3 protein-coding genes are annotated in these 23,101 nt (G+C 36.0%); all 3 read left to right on the top strand.

Annotated features, from left to right (window positions below):
- A partial coding sequence (locus tag LDM90_RS08395) for an SLAP domain-containing protein (RefSeq protein WP_223896911.1) occupies positions 1–6,069 on the top strand: 6,069 nt, incomplete at its 5' end.
- Between the two features lie 435 nt (positions 6,070–6,504).
- On the top strand, positions 6,505–16,668 hold the full coding sequence (locus LDM90_RS08400) for an SLAP domain-containing protein (protein WP_223896910.1): 10,164 nt from the start codon (positions 6,505–6,507) through the stop codon (positions 16,666–16,668).
- Positions 16,669–17,419: 751 nt separating this feature from the next.
- A partial coding sequence (locus LDM90_RS08405; RefSeq protein WP_223896909.1) for a pectate lyase-like adhesive domain-containing protein occupies positions 17,420–23,101 on the top strand: 5,682 nt, incomplete at its 3' end.

Genomic DNA, 23,101 nt, shown 5'->3' on the forward strand with positions numbered 1-23,101 from the left:
GATGATATTAAAGGTGACATCACTGCCGGACAAGACAACGTTTTAGCTGCTTATAAAGATTCAGCTAAGAAACAAATAAATCAAGCACGGGATAATGCTATTAATGAAATTAATGATAAAACTAAGTATCCTAACTTAACTGATGAAGACAGAACTTTACTAATTAACACTATTAAGGACGATGCCACTGAAGGTGTTGATAAGGTCAATAAGGAAACTGATCCTGATCTAATCAAAACTGATAAACAGACTGCAATTGATAAGATTAACAGTGTTAAGAGTACTGCTTCAAGTAAAGATTTGGCAGATCTTCAGAATGAAAAGAGTTCACAACTTAAAGCCTTACAAGATGCTGCTACGAAAGCTAAGAATGCTATTGATAGTATAAATGACAATTATCTTAGCCCAAGTAACAAGCAATATTACAAAAATTTGATTGATCAGCATGCTGCTTCAGCAACTAATGCCATCAATTCAGCAGGTAATAAAGACGCTATCGATACTGCTGAAAAAGATGGTGAAAACAACATAAACGGAGATCTTGTTTCAGCCCAAGTTGCTGCTGCTAAATCACAAGCAATTGAAGAATTGAATCAGGCAAAGAACGATAACAAATCAATTGTTAATGAAGCCCACACGAACGGCACACTTTCTGATGATGATTGGCAGAAAGACCTCGATGCTATTGACAATGCCTATACTACGGCAATAACTGCTGTATCTAATGACTATACTCCATCCGATATTGTTACTGACAAGAACACGGGTATCAGTGCTATGAAAGCTGTTGCTGACAGTATTTCTCAGGATAAAGACAAGGCCGACTTAGCAAAAGCTAAGAATAAAGCGATCGCAGATTTAAGAGATCAAGCTCAAAAACTGCGTGGCCATATTCAAGAAGACCCTAATTTATCTAACAGTGAAAAAAGCGATTACCTTGAGCAAATTGCTTCTGCTCTGAATAATGCAGAGCAAGCAGTTAATGCTGCTGATAAAGATAACGTTAAATCAGCACACAATGCAGGTATTGAAGAATTAAACAACATTAGAAATAATGCTGACTTGCAATCTGCTAGAGACAAAGCTCTAACTAATTTACAAAATGAATTCAATGCTGATAGTGCAGCTATTGACAAATTAGGTAATATTAGTACAACTGGTAAAGATGGTATCAAGACTGATCTTCAAAACGCCTATGACAATGCTGTCAATAAGGTTAAAGATCCGACTTCTAATACTGTTGCATTGATTAATTCGGCAAGTAATGACGGCATTACCACTATGGAGAATATTCTGGGCAAAGCAAAGGGTATCGACCAGACAATCGCTGATGATAAGCAAAAGCTGGAAGATTTTGCTCAAAAAGCAACTGACCGTATTAACGGTTCAACTATGACAGACACTGACAAGAGTGTAGCCATTACCAATATTCAAAAAGCCCGTGATACTGCTAAAGCAGAAGTTGGCAAGCAAACAACAGTTGAAGATGCTAATCAAGCTGAAAAAGATGGTGAAATCAATATTCAAAAAGCAGAAGCCATGGCTAATAATGCAGATTTAGAAAAGGCTAAAACTGCAGCAAAAGCTAAAATTGATAACGCTAGAGAAACAGCTTTAAACAACTTAAAAGATGTGTACGATGCTTTAACTGATGTTGAAAAGAAGCAAGTTCAAAATGCATATGACAAGGCTGTTAAAGCTATTCCGGAAATTGCTGACCAAGCTGAGGCAGCAATTGATACTGCATTAGACAAGGATACAATTACTGGTTTAACTAATGATGCCATCAATTCTATAAACTCAGCTGGTGATACAGCTAATGTTGCAATGACTAAGATTGCAGCTGTTCAAGCTATTAAGGATGCCGCTAATGCCGCTAAGGCTAAATTGTCGAAGGATAGAGATAAACAATCAGTTGAAGAGATTGAAAACTTAGGAATTGCTGATATTAATTCCGCCACTAATAGTTCAACAATACTTGCCATCAAGAATAATGCTCTTAACAGTATCAACAATATTAAAGATTCTGATACAGGTGATAAAGATAAAGATGACGCTCTTTGGGCTAAAAAGAACAAGGCCAATGAGGATCTTGCTAAGGAACTTGCTAATACTACCGCTGCTATTGACAAACTAAATGATTTAACTGCCGACCAGAAGAAGCAATTTAAAGCTCAAGCTCAGGCTGCTCACGATAGAGCACATATCAGAATTGAAGGTGCTACTGAGGATCAAATCGATTCTGAAAAAGGCCTTGGCAAGACTAATATTGATAAAGCACTAACAGATGCTAAACTGCAAGCTGTTAAAAATGTTGCTAAAGCAGATGTTGACAAGACCGCTGATGATGCCATTGATCAAGTTAATAAGGACGATACTATTAATAAAGATGATAAACAAAATATCATCGATAATATCAACAAAGACCGTGACAAGACTAAAGAAGACATTGATAATGCCGACACACCTGATAAAGTTAATAATGCTAAACAAGATGGTGAAGGAGAAATCAAGGGTCACGTTGATAATGGTACCTCATCAGCTAAAGAGAAACAGACTGCTAAAGATAAGCTTGCTGCTGCTGCTGATAAGATTTATGACCGTCTGAAGAATGACAGGGATAGTGGAAAGCTAGATTATAATCAATATCAAGACCTGAAAGACAAGGTAGATAATGCTGTTGCTGCAGCAAACGGAGCCATTTCAAATGCTGACGGTACATCAAACATTAATGGTGCTGAAAGTGATGGTGAAAGTGCCTTAAGCGGAATTAATACTGATATTGATAAAGTAGAAGCAGTTAACACCGCTTTAGGTAAGTTGTCTGATGCGGTTAACAAAGCTAATGATGCTGCTGATGCGGTTGCTAAAGAAGTAGGTAAGACTGAGGAAGAGCAGCAAAAACTTGCTAAACAAATGAAAGATGCTATTGAAAAACAGCGTGCTGATGCGGCTAAGAACATTAAAGATGCTCAAAACGCAGCAGATGATCCACTAAATGCCATTAAGACTGCTGGTCAAAAAGGTGTCGATACCATTACCGGTCTGACTAATGATTACACCGATAAGGTTGACCAGATTAAGACTCTGAAGCAAAAAGCTGATGCAGCTAAGGACGATCTTAACAAACTTAAGACAGATGAAAATGGCAACCCTGTACTTACTGCAAGTGATGTTGCACAAGGTGAAGCTGAGATTAACGACGCTGTGCAAACTGGAATCAGCGATATTTACCAAGCATCTTCTGTAGATGATGCAAAAACAGCGGAACAAAAAGCTGAAAACGCGGTTGAGTTAGCGAAGTTGCCAACTAAACTTCTCGCAGAAAAGAATAAACAGATTGCTGTTATCAACCAGTATGCTACTGCTGCTGAAAGTGATATTGAAAAATTGGCTCAAACCGATCAGAATAAGAATGGTCTGCCAGCAGACACTATCGCAGAACTTAAGGCGCAAGTTGAAGCGGCAAAGAATAAGGCTATTTCTAAGATCAATGATGTTACTTTAGCAGAAGGTGCGAGCCAAACTGACTTTAACGAAGCTAAGGCCAAGGTTGATAATGCTGAAAAAGGTGTTCCTGAAAGTAACGAAACAGTTGACTTTGGTGAAGCTGGAGTTGATAAAGTTAAAACACTTGCCAAACAAAAAGCCGATGTTGTTAAGGCCAAGAATGACGCAATTGCTGAACTTGAGCAGAAACAAGAAGAAGCAAATAATAAAATCAAAGATTCAGGTTTGTCTCCTGCTGATCAAGGACCTTTGAAGGATCAAGTACAAAAGCTCGTTGATAAAGCTAAGGATCAGATTATTAATATCTCTGACACAGATGATAACGGTCATGTTAAGACTCCTGAACAAATAAAAGATGAAGCCGATACAATTATTAACAATACTGTTAACGGCTTCGAGGATCCAAATAACAATAATAAAGTACCTGGAATTGGCAATATCGTTGATCAAGCTAAACTTGATGGTGCTAAGACAACAGCTGAAAAAACTCTTAATAATAAACGTGCTCAAGCGCATGACGTTATTAACGGCTCACAATTAACTGCAGATCAAAAGCAAAAAGCTAATAAAGCTATCGATGATGCCTTTAATACCGAAAAGTCTGATATTGATAGTAAGACCGACATAAATGATGTTCCAAAAGATGAAGATCAGATTGGTAAAGCTATCGACGCTATCTTGACTAAACCTAGTGAATGGTTCGATGACGAACACGATAATGCTTTGTCAGGTACAGATGGTATAGCTGGTTTACAAGCTGGTCTTGATAAATTAACTGATATGCAAAAGGCCGATCCTGATTATAAAGATTACCTCAATGACATTAATAATGCTATTACAGCAATTAATAATGCTCAGAACATTAAGGATGCAAGTTCAGCTTACGACAAGGGTATGACGTTACTTAACAAGTTGAATGCCCTTGATCAGGTTAAGACTGATGCTAATAAGGCTAAAACTAATATTGATAATAGTGATTTAACTGATAAAGCTAAAGATCGTCTAAAAGGTGACGTTGATAAAGTTGTTGAAGACACCAAGGACAAGCTTAACCAGATCGATTCTTCTGTTGATAACGCTTCAACTAACAAGGACAAGATTGATCAGATTACCCATGATGCTCAAAGCGATATTACCACCATTGAAAACGACTTTGGTATTGAAGACCAATCTCAAGATGCTGTTGATGCCAACAATGAAATTTCCCAGAACCATAGTGATGCGGTAGATACAATTCACAATGAATTTGGTGATGACAGCAAGACACCTAAGACTGATGATGCTTACGAAAAGAATAAGCATGTTCATAGTTCATCGCAAGATGGTATCAACTCTGATAAGACCAACGCTGATAAGGAAATTTCTAAAGGCGCAATTGACGATGCAGTTGATATTGCTAAAGATAAAGTCAACCATCTGAAGCATGAAGACGGCACTGATTATACTGATGCTGATAAGAATAAGATTAATGAGCAGATTGATAAGGATGCTACAGATGCCAAGGATAATATCGATAAAGCTGACAAAGTAACTGATATTGATAATATTCGTGATAACGGTATCCACCAAATTCATCAGGATTGCTCTGACCCATCTACAATTGATAATATTTTGCATGGTAATAACAGCAATGACAATAACGGTGGTGGCGGAGTAGTTGCTCCTATTCAACCAGCCAATCCAGCTAAGAACCCAACTACTAACCCTTCTGACAAGGATAAACCTAATGGAACCAATGATGTTGGCAACTCTGTAGATGTAACTTTGATGCACAATGCCTACCTATACGATGAAACTGGCAAGCGTGCTAACAAGATTACTCTTGGAGCTGGGTCAGTCCTAACTACTTATGGCACTAAGACCATCAATGGTAGAGACTACTACGTCCTTGTTGATAAAGGTGCTAACAACAAGAAATACTATGTTGCTGTTGGTAACGTTGTTGCGGCTACGCGCAAACTGAAGCATAACGCATATATTTACAATCAATTTGGCAAACGGGTAAAGAACACTGGCGTATTCAAGAAGGGCAAGCTAGTTAAGACCTTTGGTAATGCTGTCAAGATTCGTGGCAAGAAGTACTTCATCATTGACAAGAACCGCTTCGTTAAAGCTGCCAACTTTGCTAAAGGAGTTGTTACTGTAAGCACAGCCAAAGTTGAAGTAGTTCCAACCAGTGCAGTTGCTGAAAAGCCACAAACTGTTGTTGAAAAGACTTTAATGCATAATGCTTACCTGTATGATCAAAATGGTACTCGTGCTAATAAGTTGATCTTCCAGGCAGGCTCTAAAGTCGAAACTGCTGGCAAGAAGACAGTTAACGGCAGAGTTTACTACGAACTTCTAGATGGTATGTTTATTGCAGCCGGCAATATTGATGCTAAGAAGTTGAAGTTAAAGCACAATGCCTACGTTTATAACAAGTATGGTCATCGTGCAAACAAGAAAGTACTGAAGAAACGTAAGTCAGTTAAGACTTATGGTAATTCAGTCAAGATAAACGGCAAGAGATATTTCATTACTGCAAAAGGACGTTTTGTTAAAAAAGCTAACTTTTAAATTGAAATAGCTTAAATGAAATGCCACAAATTGTTGAAATAACAGTTTGTGGTTTTTTTATTTATATTAAAAATATTATTCTTATAGGTAATTACTGCAGATTTTCACCCTAGATAATAAATCTTTTAAGTATATCTCAAAAATGGCTAAATATATATTTGTAATTTTAATTTAGTATTCGTATAGCATAAATAATTATTTCAAAAAACTATTAAATTAAAAATATTTATATAATATTAAGATATAAAATATTTTTTGTAATAATATAGCTATTGTTATTTTTAACTTTAAAAATACTGTATTAATAGTAGTTTGTTAAAAATATGTTATTTTAAAAAAGTTATTTATACTGTGCATAATAATGTTACTAAATTGACAGTAAAAATAACAGGACTTACAATTAATATGTAATTATAATTTTGAGGAAGGATTATTATGCTAGGTAAAAATAATAATAAGGAAAGAATACGTAAAATGGAAATGCAGGCAAAGCAAGACCACTTTTCAATTCGTAAATTGACAATTGGTGCTGCTTCTGTCTTGCTCGGTTTTACATTTTTTGGCTTAAACAATCAAACAGTTAAAGCAGATACAGTTGATCCGGCAAATGAAGAAGTAAATTCTCAAAAAAATGAGAATGAAACAACTAAAACAGAACAAACTGGGGATACTGCAAAAACTGCAACTACAGAAAAGCAGTCAAGTCAAGATAATACAAAGCACGATTTAAGCACATTTTCTGGCTTAAGTTCGTTTTTAAGAGATAGTGGCAGTGACTCAAAAGCTAGTCACAGTTTATCAACTGGTCAGGCAAAATCAGAAAAGACAACCTCTGATCCAACAAATAGCTCGGACCAACAGTCTAGTGAGGATCAACAAGCCGATGAAGTCTCATCCGCTAAAGGAGATACAACAACAAAGCCTGCTGATTCAACTGCTGTAGTAGCGGAAGATTCAAATGCTGCTGAAAACACAGAAATAAATACTAGGGATGCTGGTGTAGCACAGGTCCATACCTTTAATGAACTTATAGCTGCATTTCAGAATGAATCTATATCAGAAATTGACGTCATGAACGATATTACTGACGGACCAGAGAATGGATCACAAGCATACTACTTCTACGGCAGGAAAATGTTGATTAAATCCGCTGGTAATGGTAATACCAGATTTAAGGTGGATTTGAAAGGTAACCACCTCCAATTAAATAGTGGCAGTACTCAGGATTTAGATATAACGTACGACAACCTTGATTTATGGAGTGCCGATATCTGGGGTGTCATCATGACTGATGATTACAATAAGGACGGGCATTTTTCAAAAGTAACGTTTAATAATGTTAATTTCCATGGTTCGCAGATGGTTCACTGTGGTAACAATACTAAAATTTACTTTACAGGAACTAACTATGGTGAAGTGACTCATACACCATATCCTGGCATTACAATATCAAGTGGTGATGTTCAACAACTATTTGAATTTACAGGTTCAAACAACTCAATTGATTTTAGCGGTACTTTTACCGGTAAAACTGTCGGTGGTAACGTATTAGAAATGGCTGGGAGCAACAATGTTGTTAATATTGCCAAGGATGCCAAGGTAACACTTGCTCCTCGAATCTATGTTCCTAATAATAGCTTAGGCTCAAATGCTGCTGAACATACTGGGCTTCCTTTAGCTATCGCCATGTTAGGTAATAATGAAGCCGTGAATGTTAATGGTGAATTAAACATCATAGTTGGTAGTGATCACTATAATGGTACAAATGACAACGATCAATCCAGTGCAATCCTGATTAATGATGGCAACTCTGTTTTTAATATTAATAGTGATGCGAAAGTAAATATTACTACTAACGGTGATATAGCTAATAACTGGGGCAATAGAAACCTGATTTATGATGGTGGTAATTTTAACATTTTACCACGGGGATCGTTAAACATTAATGGTTCAAATATGGGCGACTATTCTGGTACTTTAGTCTTAATTAGGGGTACAGCCAACATTGAAAACGGTGGTTTTAACATTATTCTTGGAACGCCAGGTCCAAATGGTAGATACGTAGATGGCGGTAATGGCCAAATACTTTTGGTAGATGTGCAAGGCGGAAAGTTACTTGTTAATAATCCCACTTCATTAATTTTGAATGTCCAGGGCAATACCAATCCTGCTACGAGTATTATCGGCACAATGCCGATTACCTTAACAAATGTTCGGCAACAGTTTGATTTGAGCTCAACGCAAACTGGGGTTGGTAAAGTAACATTGCCACCATTTCACGTTTTGACTGTTAGGAAAACTGATAGTACGATTGCAGTCGATAATATTGAGTTGCTTAATGGTCAAGAAAAGCTAACTGCAGATAAATTAGCAGAAATTAAAGCACAGGCAGCAAAAGCTCATATTTCACTTGATAAATTGCCGGCTGATGTTCAAAATTCGTTGACTGATGGGATTAAGAACGGCTGGACTTACGACCAAATCTTTTCGGATATTATTCAAAAAGCATTCAACAATAGCAATAATTTTGGCTATAACAACATTAGTTTTATTCCAGCCAATCCGAGTGGTTTTTTGGATATTGATCCTGGTAAGGTCAAGATCACTAGAAATGATGATGGCTCACAAACAATTACCGGTGAGGCAGGTAGCGTAATTAATTATAATTCTACTGTTGATGGTCCGGATTCAGATCCAGAAAATTTGAAAAACCCATTTAGTTTGATACTCCCAGTTGCCACTAAAGCATATATTATGGCTAATTTAATCGATAGTATGGGAGTAAAAACTGCGTGGACACCAAAGGATCAAAATGGTAAGAATTTAATTGACAACCCATATTCGCAAACAAAAGACACCATAAGAGATTCAAGCAACAGTTCTTTGAACCCTTTACCAACACAATTTGCAACAATTGTGAATGATGATGGTTCATTTAGTTTTACTATTCCAGCTGATCAAACGATTAAGTTTGATAAAGGCTACTCTGTAGAATTAACTCCAAATGCAAACTTTGTTAGCTATGATCCGTTTAGTGTAGCTGCAGGTCGTCGCCCAATAATTAAAAACTTGGATATTCTAACTTTAGCAGACGCTCAAGATCAAGCTGCAAAGGCAATTACTGATGCAATAAGTGATGCTAAAATTCATAGACCTAATAATCTATCTGATGCTCAAGTTAAAGACTTTAATGAACAATTAGATAAAGTTGCATCTGCTGCATCCAAAACAATTAATTCCGATAATGAAAAAACTTCAGTTTATGCTTCAAGTGCAAACACTTTAACCGAGGTTAACAATCGTAAGAATGCTGCCCTTGATGCAATTAAGAATGTCGTAAGTCAGGCGCAAAATTCTTCAACGATTGAGGCATCTCGTAATAATGCAATTACAAATTTAAATAATGAAGCCACATTGCAGTCAAAGAGATTCCCTACAATGGTAGATGCAATTAATGCTGCACGTGATAAAGCAATTAATACTATTAAAGGTATTCAAGCTGATAAAGATATTACTGAAGCAATGAAGAATGGTATTAATGCAATTGATCAGGCAGCTTATGGTTATAAGAAGAGTATTGAAACCGATCTTAAGCAAAAAATTGATCAAGTCTATGTTGACGCTTACAAGCTAGCAAGCGATCCTAACTTGAGTAAAGAAGAGAAGACCGAAGTAACTAATTTACCTACTCGACTGGCTCGTGCTCAGGCTATCGCTCAGCCAGAAGGTGATATTGAAAAAGATCTTGACCAAGTATCAGTAGATGGTCACCAAAAAGAAGCTCAAGATATAATTGATAAAGTTAACAAAACAATTCAGGCACTGAAAGACTTACAGGCTGTTGCTCAAGATGAAATTAACAACCATGCCGATAAAACTGCAGAAATAAGGGATTCTTATAATCAAGCAGTTCACAATATTATCACTGGTGATGATCCCGATGGTTCCAAGGGTAAGGAGTCTATTAAGGATATAAATGCTGATCAAGAAGCAAGTAAAATTAATGCTGCAGCATCTGCTGCAAAACAGCGAGTGCAGAATTCAGGCATTAGCTTAGATCAACAGACTCCTTTATTAGATGCAATTGATCAAGCAGCAGAAGTTGCAACAGCTAAACCAGGAAGTGCTAAGTATAATGAGCAAAAGTCAATTTATGGCACTTCTGATAACACTGCGATCCTACAAAGAGAAACAGCAGCACAAACTATTTTTGATCAAAATGCGGCAAAAGCTGAAATTATGGGATATGCAAATGCTAATGAAAATTCGCTAGGCATTTCTTCAAACTCTGAAATAGAAAAAACAGTAAGTGATGGTTTGACTAATATTGATAAAGCAAGCGATTCTGCTGCTGTTTCGACAACTGAGGAGTCAACTAAGCGGTCAATTTTAAGACAGCTTTCTAAGATTAAACTTGCTAAAGTAGAAAGCGGTATTGAGACCCAACTGCGTAGTTTGCCTGGTTTGTCAGCAAATGATATTGACGATAGCGTGGCAAATGCACAGAAACTGCTCAATAATTCAAACACTCCTCTTGGTTATAACCAGCGCATTGATCAGGCAGACAGCTTAACTGCAATTGATTCAGCGCGTAATGATGGTATCGATGCCTTAAACAACTTACTGGCTACAGCTAAAGCTAATGGTGAGCGTAACAATTCCTTGGCTGATGCTATCAAGCAGATCAGACAAGCGCAAACAAACGCTGATAACCAAATCGATCAGACAAGCAATCTGACTGATGAACAAAAGAAAGCATATCATGATCAAATCAGCAAGGTAGTTAACGACAATATCGATACTTTAAACAAGGTCGATAGTTCTAAAATCGCTGAGACAGTCACTAACGCTAAAAACAGTATAGATAATATTGTAAGCGATGCACACGGTACTGCCAATAAGGTGGTAGAAGAAGCTAGAACCAATGCAGCTCAAGACATTGATATAGCTGTTAATGATGCAAAAGCTAAAATTGAAAGCATTGATGATAGTCAACTCAGTCCTTCAAATAAGAAGTATTATGAAGACCAAATTGATCAAGATGCGCAGGCTGCAAAGGCTAAAATTGCTTCGGCTCAAAATGTTTCTGATATCACTTCGGCAAAGCAAGAAGGTCAAAACAATATTCTTAAAGATTTAGGTGCTGCTCAAATCACAGCCACTAAGGCTCAGGCAATTAGTAAATTGCAACAGGCCAAGGCTAATGCCAAAAATACTCTTGCAAATTCTCATCTTGATCCGGCAATAGTTCAAGCAAAACAGGACCAGATTGATGCGGGTTATGATCAAGCAATCCAGGCGATCACTAATGACCATACAGTAACTGATATTAACACTGATGCTCAAACAGGAATTGATGCCATTAATTCTGTTATTAATTCTCTTTCTCCTGATCTCGAAGCTCAGGCCTTAGAACAACAGCGTCAAACTGCAATTGGAAAATTAAAAGATGCGCGTGATTCTGCAAGCAGTCAGATTACTAATGATCCTAATTTAGGAGTAACCGAAAAGAATGACTACTATAATCAGATTACCAATGCCTTCAATCAGGCTCAAACTGCCATTCAAGGTGCAGGTAAAGATGATATAGATGCAGCATTAACTAAAGGTAAAAACGATTTAGCAAACATTCAAACTGCAGCAAACTTGCAGTCTGCAAAAGACCAGGCTTTAGCAGCTCTAATGGATGAGCGTAATAAAGTAAAAGAGCAGATTGGCAATATGGATCAGATTACCAGTGCCAACAAAGCAGAATTACGTGCAAAAGTTGATGCTACTTATGATATTGGTGTTAATGGAATTAATGATAAAAATACCACTACCAATGAGCAACTTAATAAAATTGTCCAAAATGGTAAGTCATCAATTGATGATGTGATTAGTGACGTAAATGTTAATAAGATCCTTAATAAACAAAAGCTTGATGATTATGCTCAAAAGGCGATTGACCGGATTAATAATTCGTCGGATATTACCAATGATGCCAAGAACACAACGGTTAATAACATTACATCCGCACGTGATAACGCAAAATCAATAATTGATTCTACAAATGATATCTCTGATGCTAATATAGCTGAGAAAAAGGGCGAATCAGATATTGATGCTGCAGAAGCTGCAGGTAATGGTTTTAATACATCTAAAACTGATACTAAAAATAGTATTGCCAATGCTGCAAGCAGTGCCAAGAATCGTTTAAGTGACATTTATAGCAAATTGTCTGATGAACAAAAAAATGAAGTAAAGAATCAATTTAATGATGCAATTAGTCAGCTTGGGTCAATCCCAGCGGATGCAAATAATAAAATTGATGCTGCCACAAATAAAGAACAACTAACTGGAATTTATCAAGATGCATTAAATAAAATTAATAACATTGAATCTGCTGCCAAGTTAGCTAGTGATAAAATTGTTGCCATTGATTTGATTAAAAATACAGCATACGCGGCTCGAGCTAAACTACATGATTCACGAGACCAAAATGCAGTTTTTGCAGTGGCTGATTTAGGCATTAATGATACTGGCGCGGCCAATGACAGCGCTACAGTTGAGAAAATCAAAAATAATACCTTACAGGGAATTAGTAACGTAGTTGCTAATGCAAGTAAGAGTGATGCAGATGATATCCGTAAGCAAAGAGATCAAGCAATTAAAGAACTTGATAAAGCTCTTGGAAAAGGCTCAAGTGATACCGGTGTTCTACCAGAAATAAATGGTTTAAGTGATTTAACCTCTGATCAGCTGGCTAAGTTTAAACAACAAGCACAAGATGCTTATAATCATGCTGTTGCAAACGTCAGTGGCGCTCTATCTGAAAATATTGATACAGAAAAGAATACCGGTCTAAGCAATATTTACCAGGCTTTGGCTGATGCTAAACTGCAGGCAGCTAAAAATAAGGCAAAATCTGCTTTAGATGATAAAGCCCAAACTTCAATTGCTAAAGACGCTAAAGACACATCTACAATTGAAAGCGAGCGGGATAAGGCAAAAGACAATATTGATAAAGCTCAAAATGCAGATGATGTGAAAAAGGCTCAAGATGAGGGTAATAAAGCAATTGAAGCAATTGTTGATACAGCTAATGATGAGAACATTACTAACGCTAAGACTTCTGCTAAAAATGATTTTGATAATTCAACTAATAAATTACAACAGCAAATTGATCAAGACTTGGCTGATAAAAAATTAGGTCAAGACCAATATAATGATTTGAAGAATAAAATTGATCAAATTCGTCAGTCAGGTGAAACTAGAATAAACTCTGCTACTAACCAAGATCAATTATCTGATGCTAAAGATCAGAATAATGCTGATTTGAATAAAGTTAATAATGAAATTGTCAAGGCAGAATCTGTTAATAATGCCTTAACTAAATTGCAAGATGCAGTTACCAAGGCAAACGAAGCTGCAGATAAGATTGCTAAAGATAATCCTAATCTTGCGGATCAGATGAGAGATCGCATTAAGTCAGAACGTGATAAAGCTGCTCAAAATATTCAAGCTGCTCAAAACAATACGACTGATGCAAATAGTGCAATTAATCAAGCAGCGCAAGCTGGTAATGATGCAATTAGTGGCTTAACTCAGCGATTCGAAGAAAAGAACAAACAAATTAATACTCTGAAAGAATATGCTGAAGCTGCTAAGGCAAAATTACCTGGTTCAGGACTTGATCCAACTGAAATAAGTCAAAATGAAGCTGCAATAAATGACGCAATGCAAAAAGGTGTTAGCGACTTATATGGTGCCGATGATAATGCAGACTTAGGTCAAGTTGAAAAAGCTGGTGAAGCTGCTATAGATCAAGCAGGTATTCCAGCCAATTTACTAAGTGAAAAGAATAAACAAATTGCGGCTATTGATAAGTATGTCAAAGATAAAGGCAGTATTGGTCAAGTTGCAAGTCATTTAACTGATCAGCAAAAGGCTGACCTGCAAGATCAGCTTAATCAGTTAGTTCAAAAGACTAAAGATGAAATTAGTAAAGTTGCTTTACCAAGCAGTCCGACAACAACAGATCTCGAAAATGCTAAAAAGAAATTACAAAATATTGAAAAGGGGCTCGATAGCGAGGGACACTCAATCAATTTAGGTGAAACTGGAATTGACCAGCTATACCAAACAGCTAGAAATAAAGAAGAAATCTATCAAATTAAGCAAAATGCTATCAATAATCTTCTTGAGCAAAAAGCAGAAGCTGATAAAAAGCTTGAGGATTCCGGTTTAGTAAACTCCGATTTACAAAAGCAAAAGCAGAAGATCCAAGATATTTACGATCAAAGCAAGGCAAAGATTAACGCAGTTCCAACAACAGATGAGAACGGAAATGATCGTTCTACTGATGACATCAAAAAGGACGTTGATCAGATTGTCAACAATGCAACTCAAGGATATTCTGATAACAATTCTGGCAGTCACATTCCTGGCTTTGCTGATGTTGAAAAAGATACTAATCTTGCTGCTGCCAAAGCAAAGGCAGAGGATATTTTACAAAGAAAATATTCAACAACTCACAACATTATCGGCTCATCTCAACTAACTGCTGATCAAAAGAAAGCATTAAACAAGATAGTTGATGATTTATATGCAACTGAAAAAGCAGACATAGAACAGCAAACTGAAATCAATAAAATTCCGACTGACGAAAATCAAATTGGTACTAAGCTAACTGATACTTATCAAAATACTTCTGAATGGTTTGATTATAACCAAGCTAATGCCTTAAAGGGTGCTGGAGATGAAATAACAGGCCTGGAAGCTGGATACAATGGTTTAACTGAAACACAAAAAGCCAATCCTGATTATCAAAGGAATATTCAAGCTATACGTGAAGCAATTGATGCAATTAAGCATTCAACAAATATTGGCTCCACTACTCAAGCTTATAGCAACGGAATCAATGCTTATAATGAGCTGATGTCCAAAGAAAAAGTTAATGATATGTTCAATAAGGCAAAGGACACGCTTAATAATATAGATAGCCTACTTCCTCAAGATAGAGATCATTTCAAAAATAGACTTGATGGCATACATGGAAGCATAGATAGTGTGCTTACACAAGATGCTCAAGCTGATGCATCTTACGAGAATATTGCAAATCAGATGAACCATGATATTGACATGGCAAGGCAAGCAATTGATCAGTTAATGCAGCAAGCATTATATGCAGTTAAGAGTTCTGCCAATAGGGATGTTGAGGCTGAATACAAAGGTGCAGTTGCCCAGAACCAGAGGTATTTTGGTGATTCCGCATGGATTTATGCAACTAATAGTGAGCATGACAAATATAAAGATATCTCTGGTAATTCTTATGATGAAGTTTTGAATAATAGAATAACTGGGATACGGGAGATTGCCAAAGCGGCTGTCTCAGATGCTGCTACTAATGCTAAGAAGAAAATTGATAATAACAGGGTCAAGCATGAAAACGGTGATAACTATACTGACGATGAAAAAGCCAAGATTAAGACTGAAATCGATCGAATTTTAGCTGATGCTCAGGAAAAGATTAATCAAAATAATACTTTAACTGATATTGACGGCAAGCGTGACGATGGTATTGAAGCGATTAATAAGGCTTCATCAGATTCAACTGTCATTGATAAAATTATTAAAGATAGTGCCAACAACAATAATAATGGCAATAATGATAATTCCAATGGTGGTGGAAACAATTCTAATTCCGATGGCAATGGCAGTACTTCATCTAATCCTGCTGACCCAGCTAAGCAACCAACCAATGATAAAGAAAATGGAGCTAATGGAACTCCAAATGATTTAGGTGAAAGCACTAATGTGACTTTAATGCATAATGCCTATCTATATGATGATTCTGGAAAACGGGCTAACAAAGTTACACTTGGTGCCGGCTCAATTCTTTCAACTTACGGTACGGTTACTATTGCAGGACGTGAATATTATGTACTAGTTGACACACATAATAATAACAAGAAGTATTATGTTGTTGCAACAAATGGTCAGGCCACTAAGCAAAAATTGACTCACAATGCGTATGTTTATAACCAGCTTGGCAAGCGGGTTAAGAATACAGGAGTTTACAAAAAGGGTCAACTGCTTAATACATTCGGTGGAGTCGTTAAGATTCGCGGTAAAAGATACTTCACTATAGCGAAGAACCGCTATGTCAAAGCAGGAAATGTAAATTTAGTAACTGCTATGGGATTAGCGGGTGAAGAAGTTGCTGCAGAAACTATTAATACTGCAGTTCAACCTGTTGAGACTACGACTAAGAAACTAATGCATAATGCTTATCTATATGATGAAAATGGCAAGCGTGCTAACAAGTTAATTATCAAGTCGGGTTCAGAAATAGAAACAGTTGCTAAGAAGACTATTAGTGGAAAAACCTACTATGCTTTAGCAAACGGTTTGTTTGTGGATAGTGGCAACATTGACGCTAAGAGATTAAAGCTGAAACATAATGCTTATATATATAATAGGTATGGTAATCGTTTAGGTAAAAAAGTTTTGCGGAAACATAAAGTTGTTAAGACTTATGGTAATCCTATTAAAATTGGTCATAAGAAATTCTATGTCATAGCAAATGGTAAATATATTAAGAAGGCAAACTTTTAGGTAGTTAATCTTTAAAATTGAGTAGTTGGTAAAACACGGAAGACCTCAAATTTAGAATAAATTTGAGGTCTTTTTGCTCCTAAAATTTTTAATTAAGACATTAGTTTGATTAGCTAATTTAAAAAAATCAAATTTGAGAGTTACAATCTATCAAAATTATATTGAGCTTTAGCTGAATCGGAGATCTTTTAAATATAAAAACAATGAAGGGACATAAAGTATCAAAACCTATGCAAATCAGATCTCTATTGATAATTAGAGATTTATAAAGAGAGAAACTTTTAGATAATTTAGTCTCAAAAAAAGGACTAAATAGTAAATTTCATGAATAGTGTCATTTAGGTAATACTATTTTTATATATAAAATTAATAAAATATTCGAATATAGATTTTGTTAGAAAATATCATTTTAAATAACATTAAAAATATAAGATTAATATATTAGTTTTATATTATTATTAACTTTTTATGTTATTTTAATTTTAAAAGCAAGTACTATATTTTATTATGAATATAACAAATATTAATTTATAAAATAAAAAGTTAAATTTACAACTATTGAGTTTTTTTATTTTAATCCTAGATCAAAAGCATTAGATACAAATTTACATTTTTATTTTTTAAGTTTAAAATTAAATTTTAAAATAACACTTATTTGTAGAAAATAATTTGTTTCCAAAGCTATATTGACAAAAAATAACTATAGTTATAGAATTTAAAATGTAATTAAATTTTCAAGGAAGGAAAACTCATGCTAGGTAAAAATAACTATAAAGAACAACTAAGAAAAATGAAAATGCAGGCAAAACATGATCGATTCTCAATTCGTAAATTGTCTATTGGTGCTGCTTCTGTTCTGTTAGGTTTCACTTTTTTCGGATTAGGCAGCAAGACTGTAAAGGCTGATGTTGTTGAGCCATCACAACAAGTAGAGACAAAAACAAAATCTGGGTCAAATGATTTGGAATCTAATATAACTACATCAGGAAATAAAGTGCTGACTTCTGAATCTGATAAAAATGGCAAGCAGAATAAAAAGTCTGAAAAAAGCGCTAAATTGTCTACTTTCTCAGGTTTGGCATCATTTTTGAGAGATAGGGATGATGTAAAAGATTCTAAAACAGTCAAAGATCAGGTAAAAAAAGCTGTGAAAGGCTCGGATCAAACTGTTTCTGCTAACCATCCAGAAACCGATTCAAATAATGAAGATGTTAATGATACTAACATAGTCTCAGAAACTAATACTTCAAATGATAGCAAGTTGCCAGAAAGTTCTCATGATAGTGAGATTAAAACGATTGATGATGATGTCTCTAACGATAATCAAACCACTGAAACCGATAAAATTATAGATGTAAAAGATAAAAGTAGTTTTGTAAAGGATGCAAGTAACGGCTTGTCTTTTAAAGCTTATAATTGGAATGATTTTCAAAATGCATTGTATAACAAAGACATCAATGAAATTCTTATAATGAATGATATTAGTGCCCCATCTAATAATGGAAACAACACATTTGATGTTCCAGGACGAGATTTAATAATTAGATCTAATGGAAACTCTAAATGTACCCTGAATTTTACTGGTTTTTCACCGAAACAAAAGTCAGGTACAAGTGCAAATGTGGTTTATCAAAATTTGAATTTAATTAGTGGTGACTATTATGGTGTTTGGAGTACTGAAAATATTAATGGATCATATCAGTCTACGATCACTTTTAAAGACTGTACATTTAATGGTTCACAAATGATATATGCTGGAAGTAATACACATATTCGTTTCACTGGAAATAATGAAGCACATACAGCTAAATGGCCAAACCGTAATGATCAACAATTATTTGAATTTGCAAGTGGGAGAACCAACGATAGTATAGAATTTTTAGATGGCAATTTTGTTGGATCTACGTACGGTGGTTCTATCATTGAAATGAAAGGTAATGGTAACTCCGTAAAAATTAATAGAAATGCCACAGTAACACTTAACCCTGTTCAAGATTATGATGGTAACAGTGATACTGGCGAATGGGGTTATCCATTTAGTGCAATTTACATGGAGGGTAATGGCAACGTATCAGTATCAGGTACACTGAATATTAATATTGGCATTGATACTGTTCGACCTTATCAGGGTGTAAGAAATAGCGGTAAGTCTAGAGCTATATATTTAAGTGCCCCGGCTTCTACATTTAATATTTTACAAAATGGGCAAGTGAATATTAACACAAATGGTAATATCACTAATAGGAATACTGGAAATTTATTTTACAATAACGGTAGTCTTACCATTAGTCCAAAAGCTGAACTGAATATTGTTGGTAATGATATGGGTGATTATTCAGGAACATTAGTTTATATTACCGGTTCAGCTGAAGTTGAAAATGGTGGCTTTAATATTAGTTTAGGTAAAAAAGCAGGTAGTGGTGCCATAACTTTGCTAGACGTTAAAGGTGGCACATTTAAAGTTGATAATCCAAGTTCATTTGTGTTAGATGCTCATAATAATCAAAATTATGATACAAGTATTATAGGTAATAATCGAATTACTGTTACTAACGTTCGGCAAGAGCTACAAACTATTACAGGATCTAAGTTTACACTACCACCATTTCATGTTTTACAAATGCAGAAATCAGGTACAGGCGTCTCAGTTAACAATATGGAAATGCTTGATGGTAGCAAAGTATTGACTAAAGAGCAATTAACGGAAATTGAAAATGACCCTGAATTAAAGGAAATTCTCAATGATGATAGATTTAGTGCTTTTCTGGATGCTGCAAAAGCTGCTGTAGCAAGTCCAGGAAATAATTTGCTTGATAAGATTATGAAAACAGCTTTTGAAACTGCTTTGAGTACCAAGGATTCAGCTAGTTACAATTATGTTAAATTCGTTCCTGCTAATCCAAGTGGGTATTTGGATATAGACACTGATAGCTTAGTGGTTGTACAAAATGAAGATGGCTCAAAATCCATTAAAGGTAGAGTCAAAAATTATAACGGATCTGACGACGGACCAAGTAAAGAAAATGCTTTTTATAAGTACTTTTCAAAAGGTACAGATGGTTATATAATCGCTAAGTATATTTCTAGTAATCCAAAATATAATGGAATAATTCAAGAAGATAAAACTTTAAAGCCTTATGTCAATACTAATGATACTTTTCGTGGTGACATTGGTGATAATATCAAAGAGTTACCAAGTGTATTTACATCTAAAATAAATACTGACGGATCCTTTGAAGTTAGAATCCCGTCAGATGTTTTAGCAAATCTAAGTAAGGAAGACAAAGTTGAATTAACTCCTAATGCTAACTTTGTAGGGTACAGTCCAGATGCAATTGATTCTGGAGTTCGACCAGTTGAAAAAGGCTTAGAAATTACTGGAGAATCAGGTGATTTAGAAGCTAATAAGACTGCGCAAAAGGCTTATATTAGTTCGATGGCTGAAGCGGCCAAGAAGCGAATACAAAATGCATATGATAAACTATCTTCTTCAGTTCAAAATGACCTTAAAGACGTTTTAAGTCAAGCAATAGCAGATATAGATCAAGCAGAGGCAAAGACAAATAAAGACATAGATGCAGCTCAAAGCGTAGACGAAGTTTTGAACATAGCAAGTGCAGGAAATAAAACAATTAGCGAGATTGAAACTAAGGCGGAAGTTACATTTGCCCGAGCAGATGCAAAAGAAGCAATAGCGGCTGAAGCTAACAAGGTTAAGCCTGGTTTAAGCACAGCTGATCAACAAACAGTTGATAATATTGTAACAACAGCTAATGGCAAGCTGGACGCTGCTACTGATGTTCCAACAATTAATAGTATTAAAAATCAGGCAATTCAAGATATCGATGCAGTAAAATCAACTGCAGATTCAACTGCAAAAGAGAAGCTTGATAAGGCAAAAGAGCTGAATAAGACTAATGTAGATGGAGCAGCTCAAGCAGCGATTGCGCGGGTTGATGCTGCATACAACAACTTAACACCTGCTGAAAAGACAGACAACAAAGGCACATATGATCAGGCTATTGCAGATATTAAAAACGCTCAAAGCACAACTGATGCCAAGATCGCAGCTGCGACTACTGAGAACGAAGTTACTGCCGCAGCCAGTGAAGGCACAGGTACCATTAACAAGCTGGCGGATGCAGCTGAATTAACCTTTGTCAAGATCACTGCAAATGATGCGGTACAAGCAGAAGCGGCAAAAGTTAAGCCAAACCTGAAAGAAACCGCAGATCAAAATAAAGTAGATGAAATTGTCGGTCAAGCTAAAGACGATATTGGTGCAGCAGAAAACGTTGACAATGTAAACAGAATAAAAGAGAATGCCATCAAGGCAATTGACAACATCAAGAGCAATGCCGAGCAGACAATTCAAAAGGCCAAAGAGACGAGCAAGGCCAGTGTTGATGAGCAGGCGGCTGCAGCTAAGAAACGGGTTCAAGATGCCTATAATAGTCTTACACCAGATGAGCAAAAGACAACGGCGATCCAAGCGGCATATAACGCAGCCAATAATGCCATTGATAAGGCAAAGAGCGTAGCAGAAGATGCAATAGCCGCTGCGCAAACTAATTCAGAAATTACGACAGCAGTAGATAAAGCAAATAAGGCCTTTACCCAAGCAGCAGCTGATGCCGAACTGACCTTTGCCAAGGTGTATGCTACAGATATGATTGCAGCAGAAGCAGCTAAGGTCAAGAGCGGCTTAAAGAAGGAAGAAGACAAAACCAAAGTTGATAATATTGTAAGTCAAGCCCAAACAGATCTAGGGAATGCTGAGAGTGTAACTATAGTAGGATACATTAGAGACCAGGCCATCAGGGACATTGATAACGTTAAAGCTACGGCCGATGCAATTGAGATAATTGAGCTCGAAAATGCCAAGACCACTAACAAAGCTAATATTGACAAAGCAGCAGAAACAGCGACGCAGCGTGTCAAAGATGCATATAATCGGTTAAACTCAACAGAAAAAGAGCAAGTTAATGCAGAGTACAATAAAGCACTTAGTGACATTGAACAAGTAAAGAACACAACTAACGCAGCAATTGCAGCAGCAGAAACAGTTGATGAAGCGGTAGATGCAGCAACTAAAGGAAGTGCAGCTATAAATAGTATAGCTGACAAGACGGAGCTAGCATTTACGAAAGTAGCGGCAAAAGATGCAGTTAAAGCAGTAGCAGACGAAGTCAAGAGCGGCTTAAAGAAACAAGAAGACAAAGACAAAGTAGATGCGATTGTTGCACAAGCAGATAAAGATATTGAAGCAGCGACAAGTGTAGATTCAGTCAACAGCATTAAGGATAAAGCTATTAGTGACATCAATGTAATTAAAGCAAATGCAGATAAAGATGCTGCAATTAAACTAGATAATGAAAAGAAAGATGCAATTACCGCTTTAACTAATAAGCAAACTGAAGTTAAAGCAGGCATCGATGCGTTATCAAATGTCAGTGATGAAAACAAGGCCGCTTTAAAGGATAAAGTAGATAGTTATTACCAAGATGCAGCTAATAAGATTAAAGACGCAAGTACAACAACTGCAGTTCAGGTTAACAATGCTAAACAAGAAGGTATTGATAACATGGACAAGGTTCTTAAAGATGCACAGGCTTTGGATACAGCTATTAAAAATGATCAAAAGAAGTTAGATGATCATGCGACTGAAGCAATTGACAGAATTAATAAATCTGATTTATCTGATGCAGACAAAGACAAGGCTGTAGCAGCTATAAGTAAAGCTTGCGATAATGCTAAAACAACAGTAGGCGAGCAATCGACGATTGAAAAAGCAGATGCGGCTGAAAAGGCTGGAGAGAGTGCGATTGATACGGCTGAAAAAGCAGCTGCCGAAGCCGATTTGGCAACATCAAAACTCACTGAAAAAATTAAAGTTGATACTATAGCAGATAATGCTAAGAACCAACTTGATAGTGACTATAACAAATTGACTTCTGATGAAAAGAAGGAAGTTAAAGATAAGTACGATGAGGCTAAAGCAGATATTGATCAGTCCAAAGTTGACGCTGAAAAAGCAATTGAATCAGCAACTTCTAAGCAAGAAGTAAAAGATGCTTCAGAAAAAGCTCAAGCAGACATTACTCAAGCAAAGTCAGCAGCTGAACTAGCGTTTACGAAAGTAGCGGCAAAAGATGCAGTTAAAGCAGTAGCAGACGAAGTCAAGAGCGGCTTAAAGAAACAAGAAGACAAAGACAAAGTAGATGCGATTGTTGCACAAGCAGATAAAGATATTGAAGCAGCGACAAGTGTAGATTCAGTCAACAGCATTAAGGATAAAGCTATTAGTGACATCAAAGAAATCAAGAATAGTGCTGACAGTGAAAGCTTAGAACAATTAATAAGTGATGCTAAGACTGAATTCAGTAAAAAGCATGATGAAGCAGTAGCAAGACTCAAGAATGAATTTGGCAAA

Origin of the sequence: Lactobacillus huangpiensis, assembly GCF_019972815.1 — a bacterium.
Lineage (GTDB): Bacteria > Bacillota > Bacilli > Lactobacillales > Lactobacillaceae > Lactobacillus > Lactobacillus huangpiensis.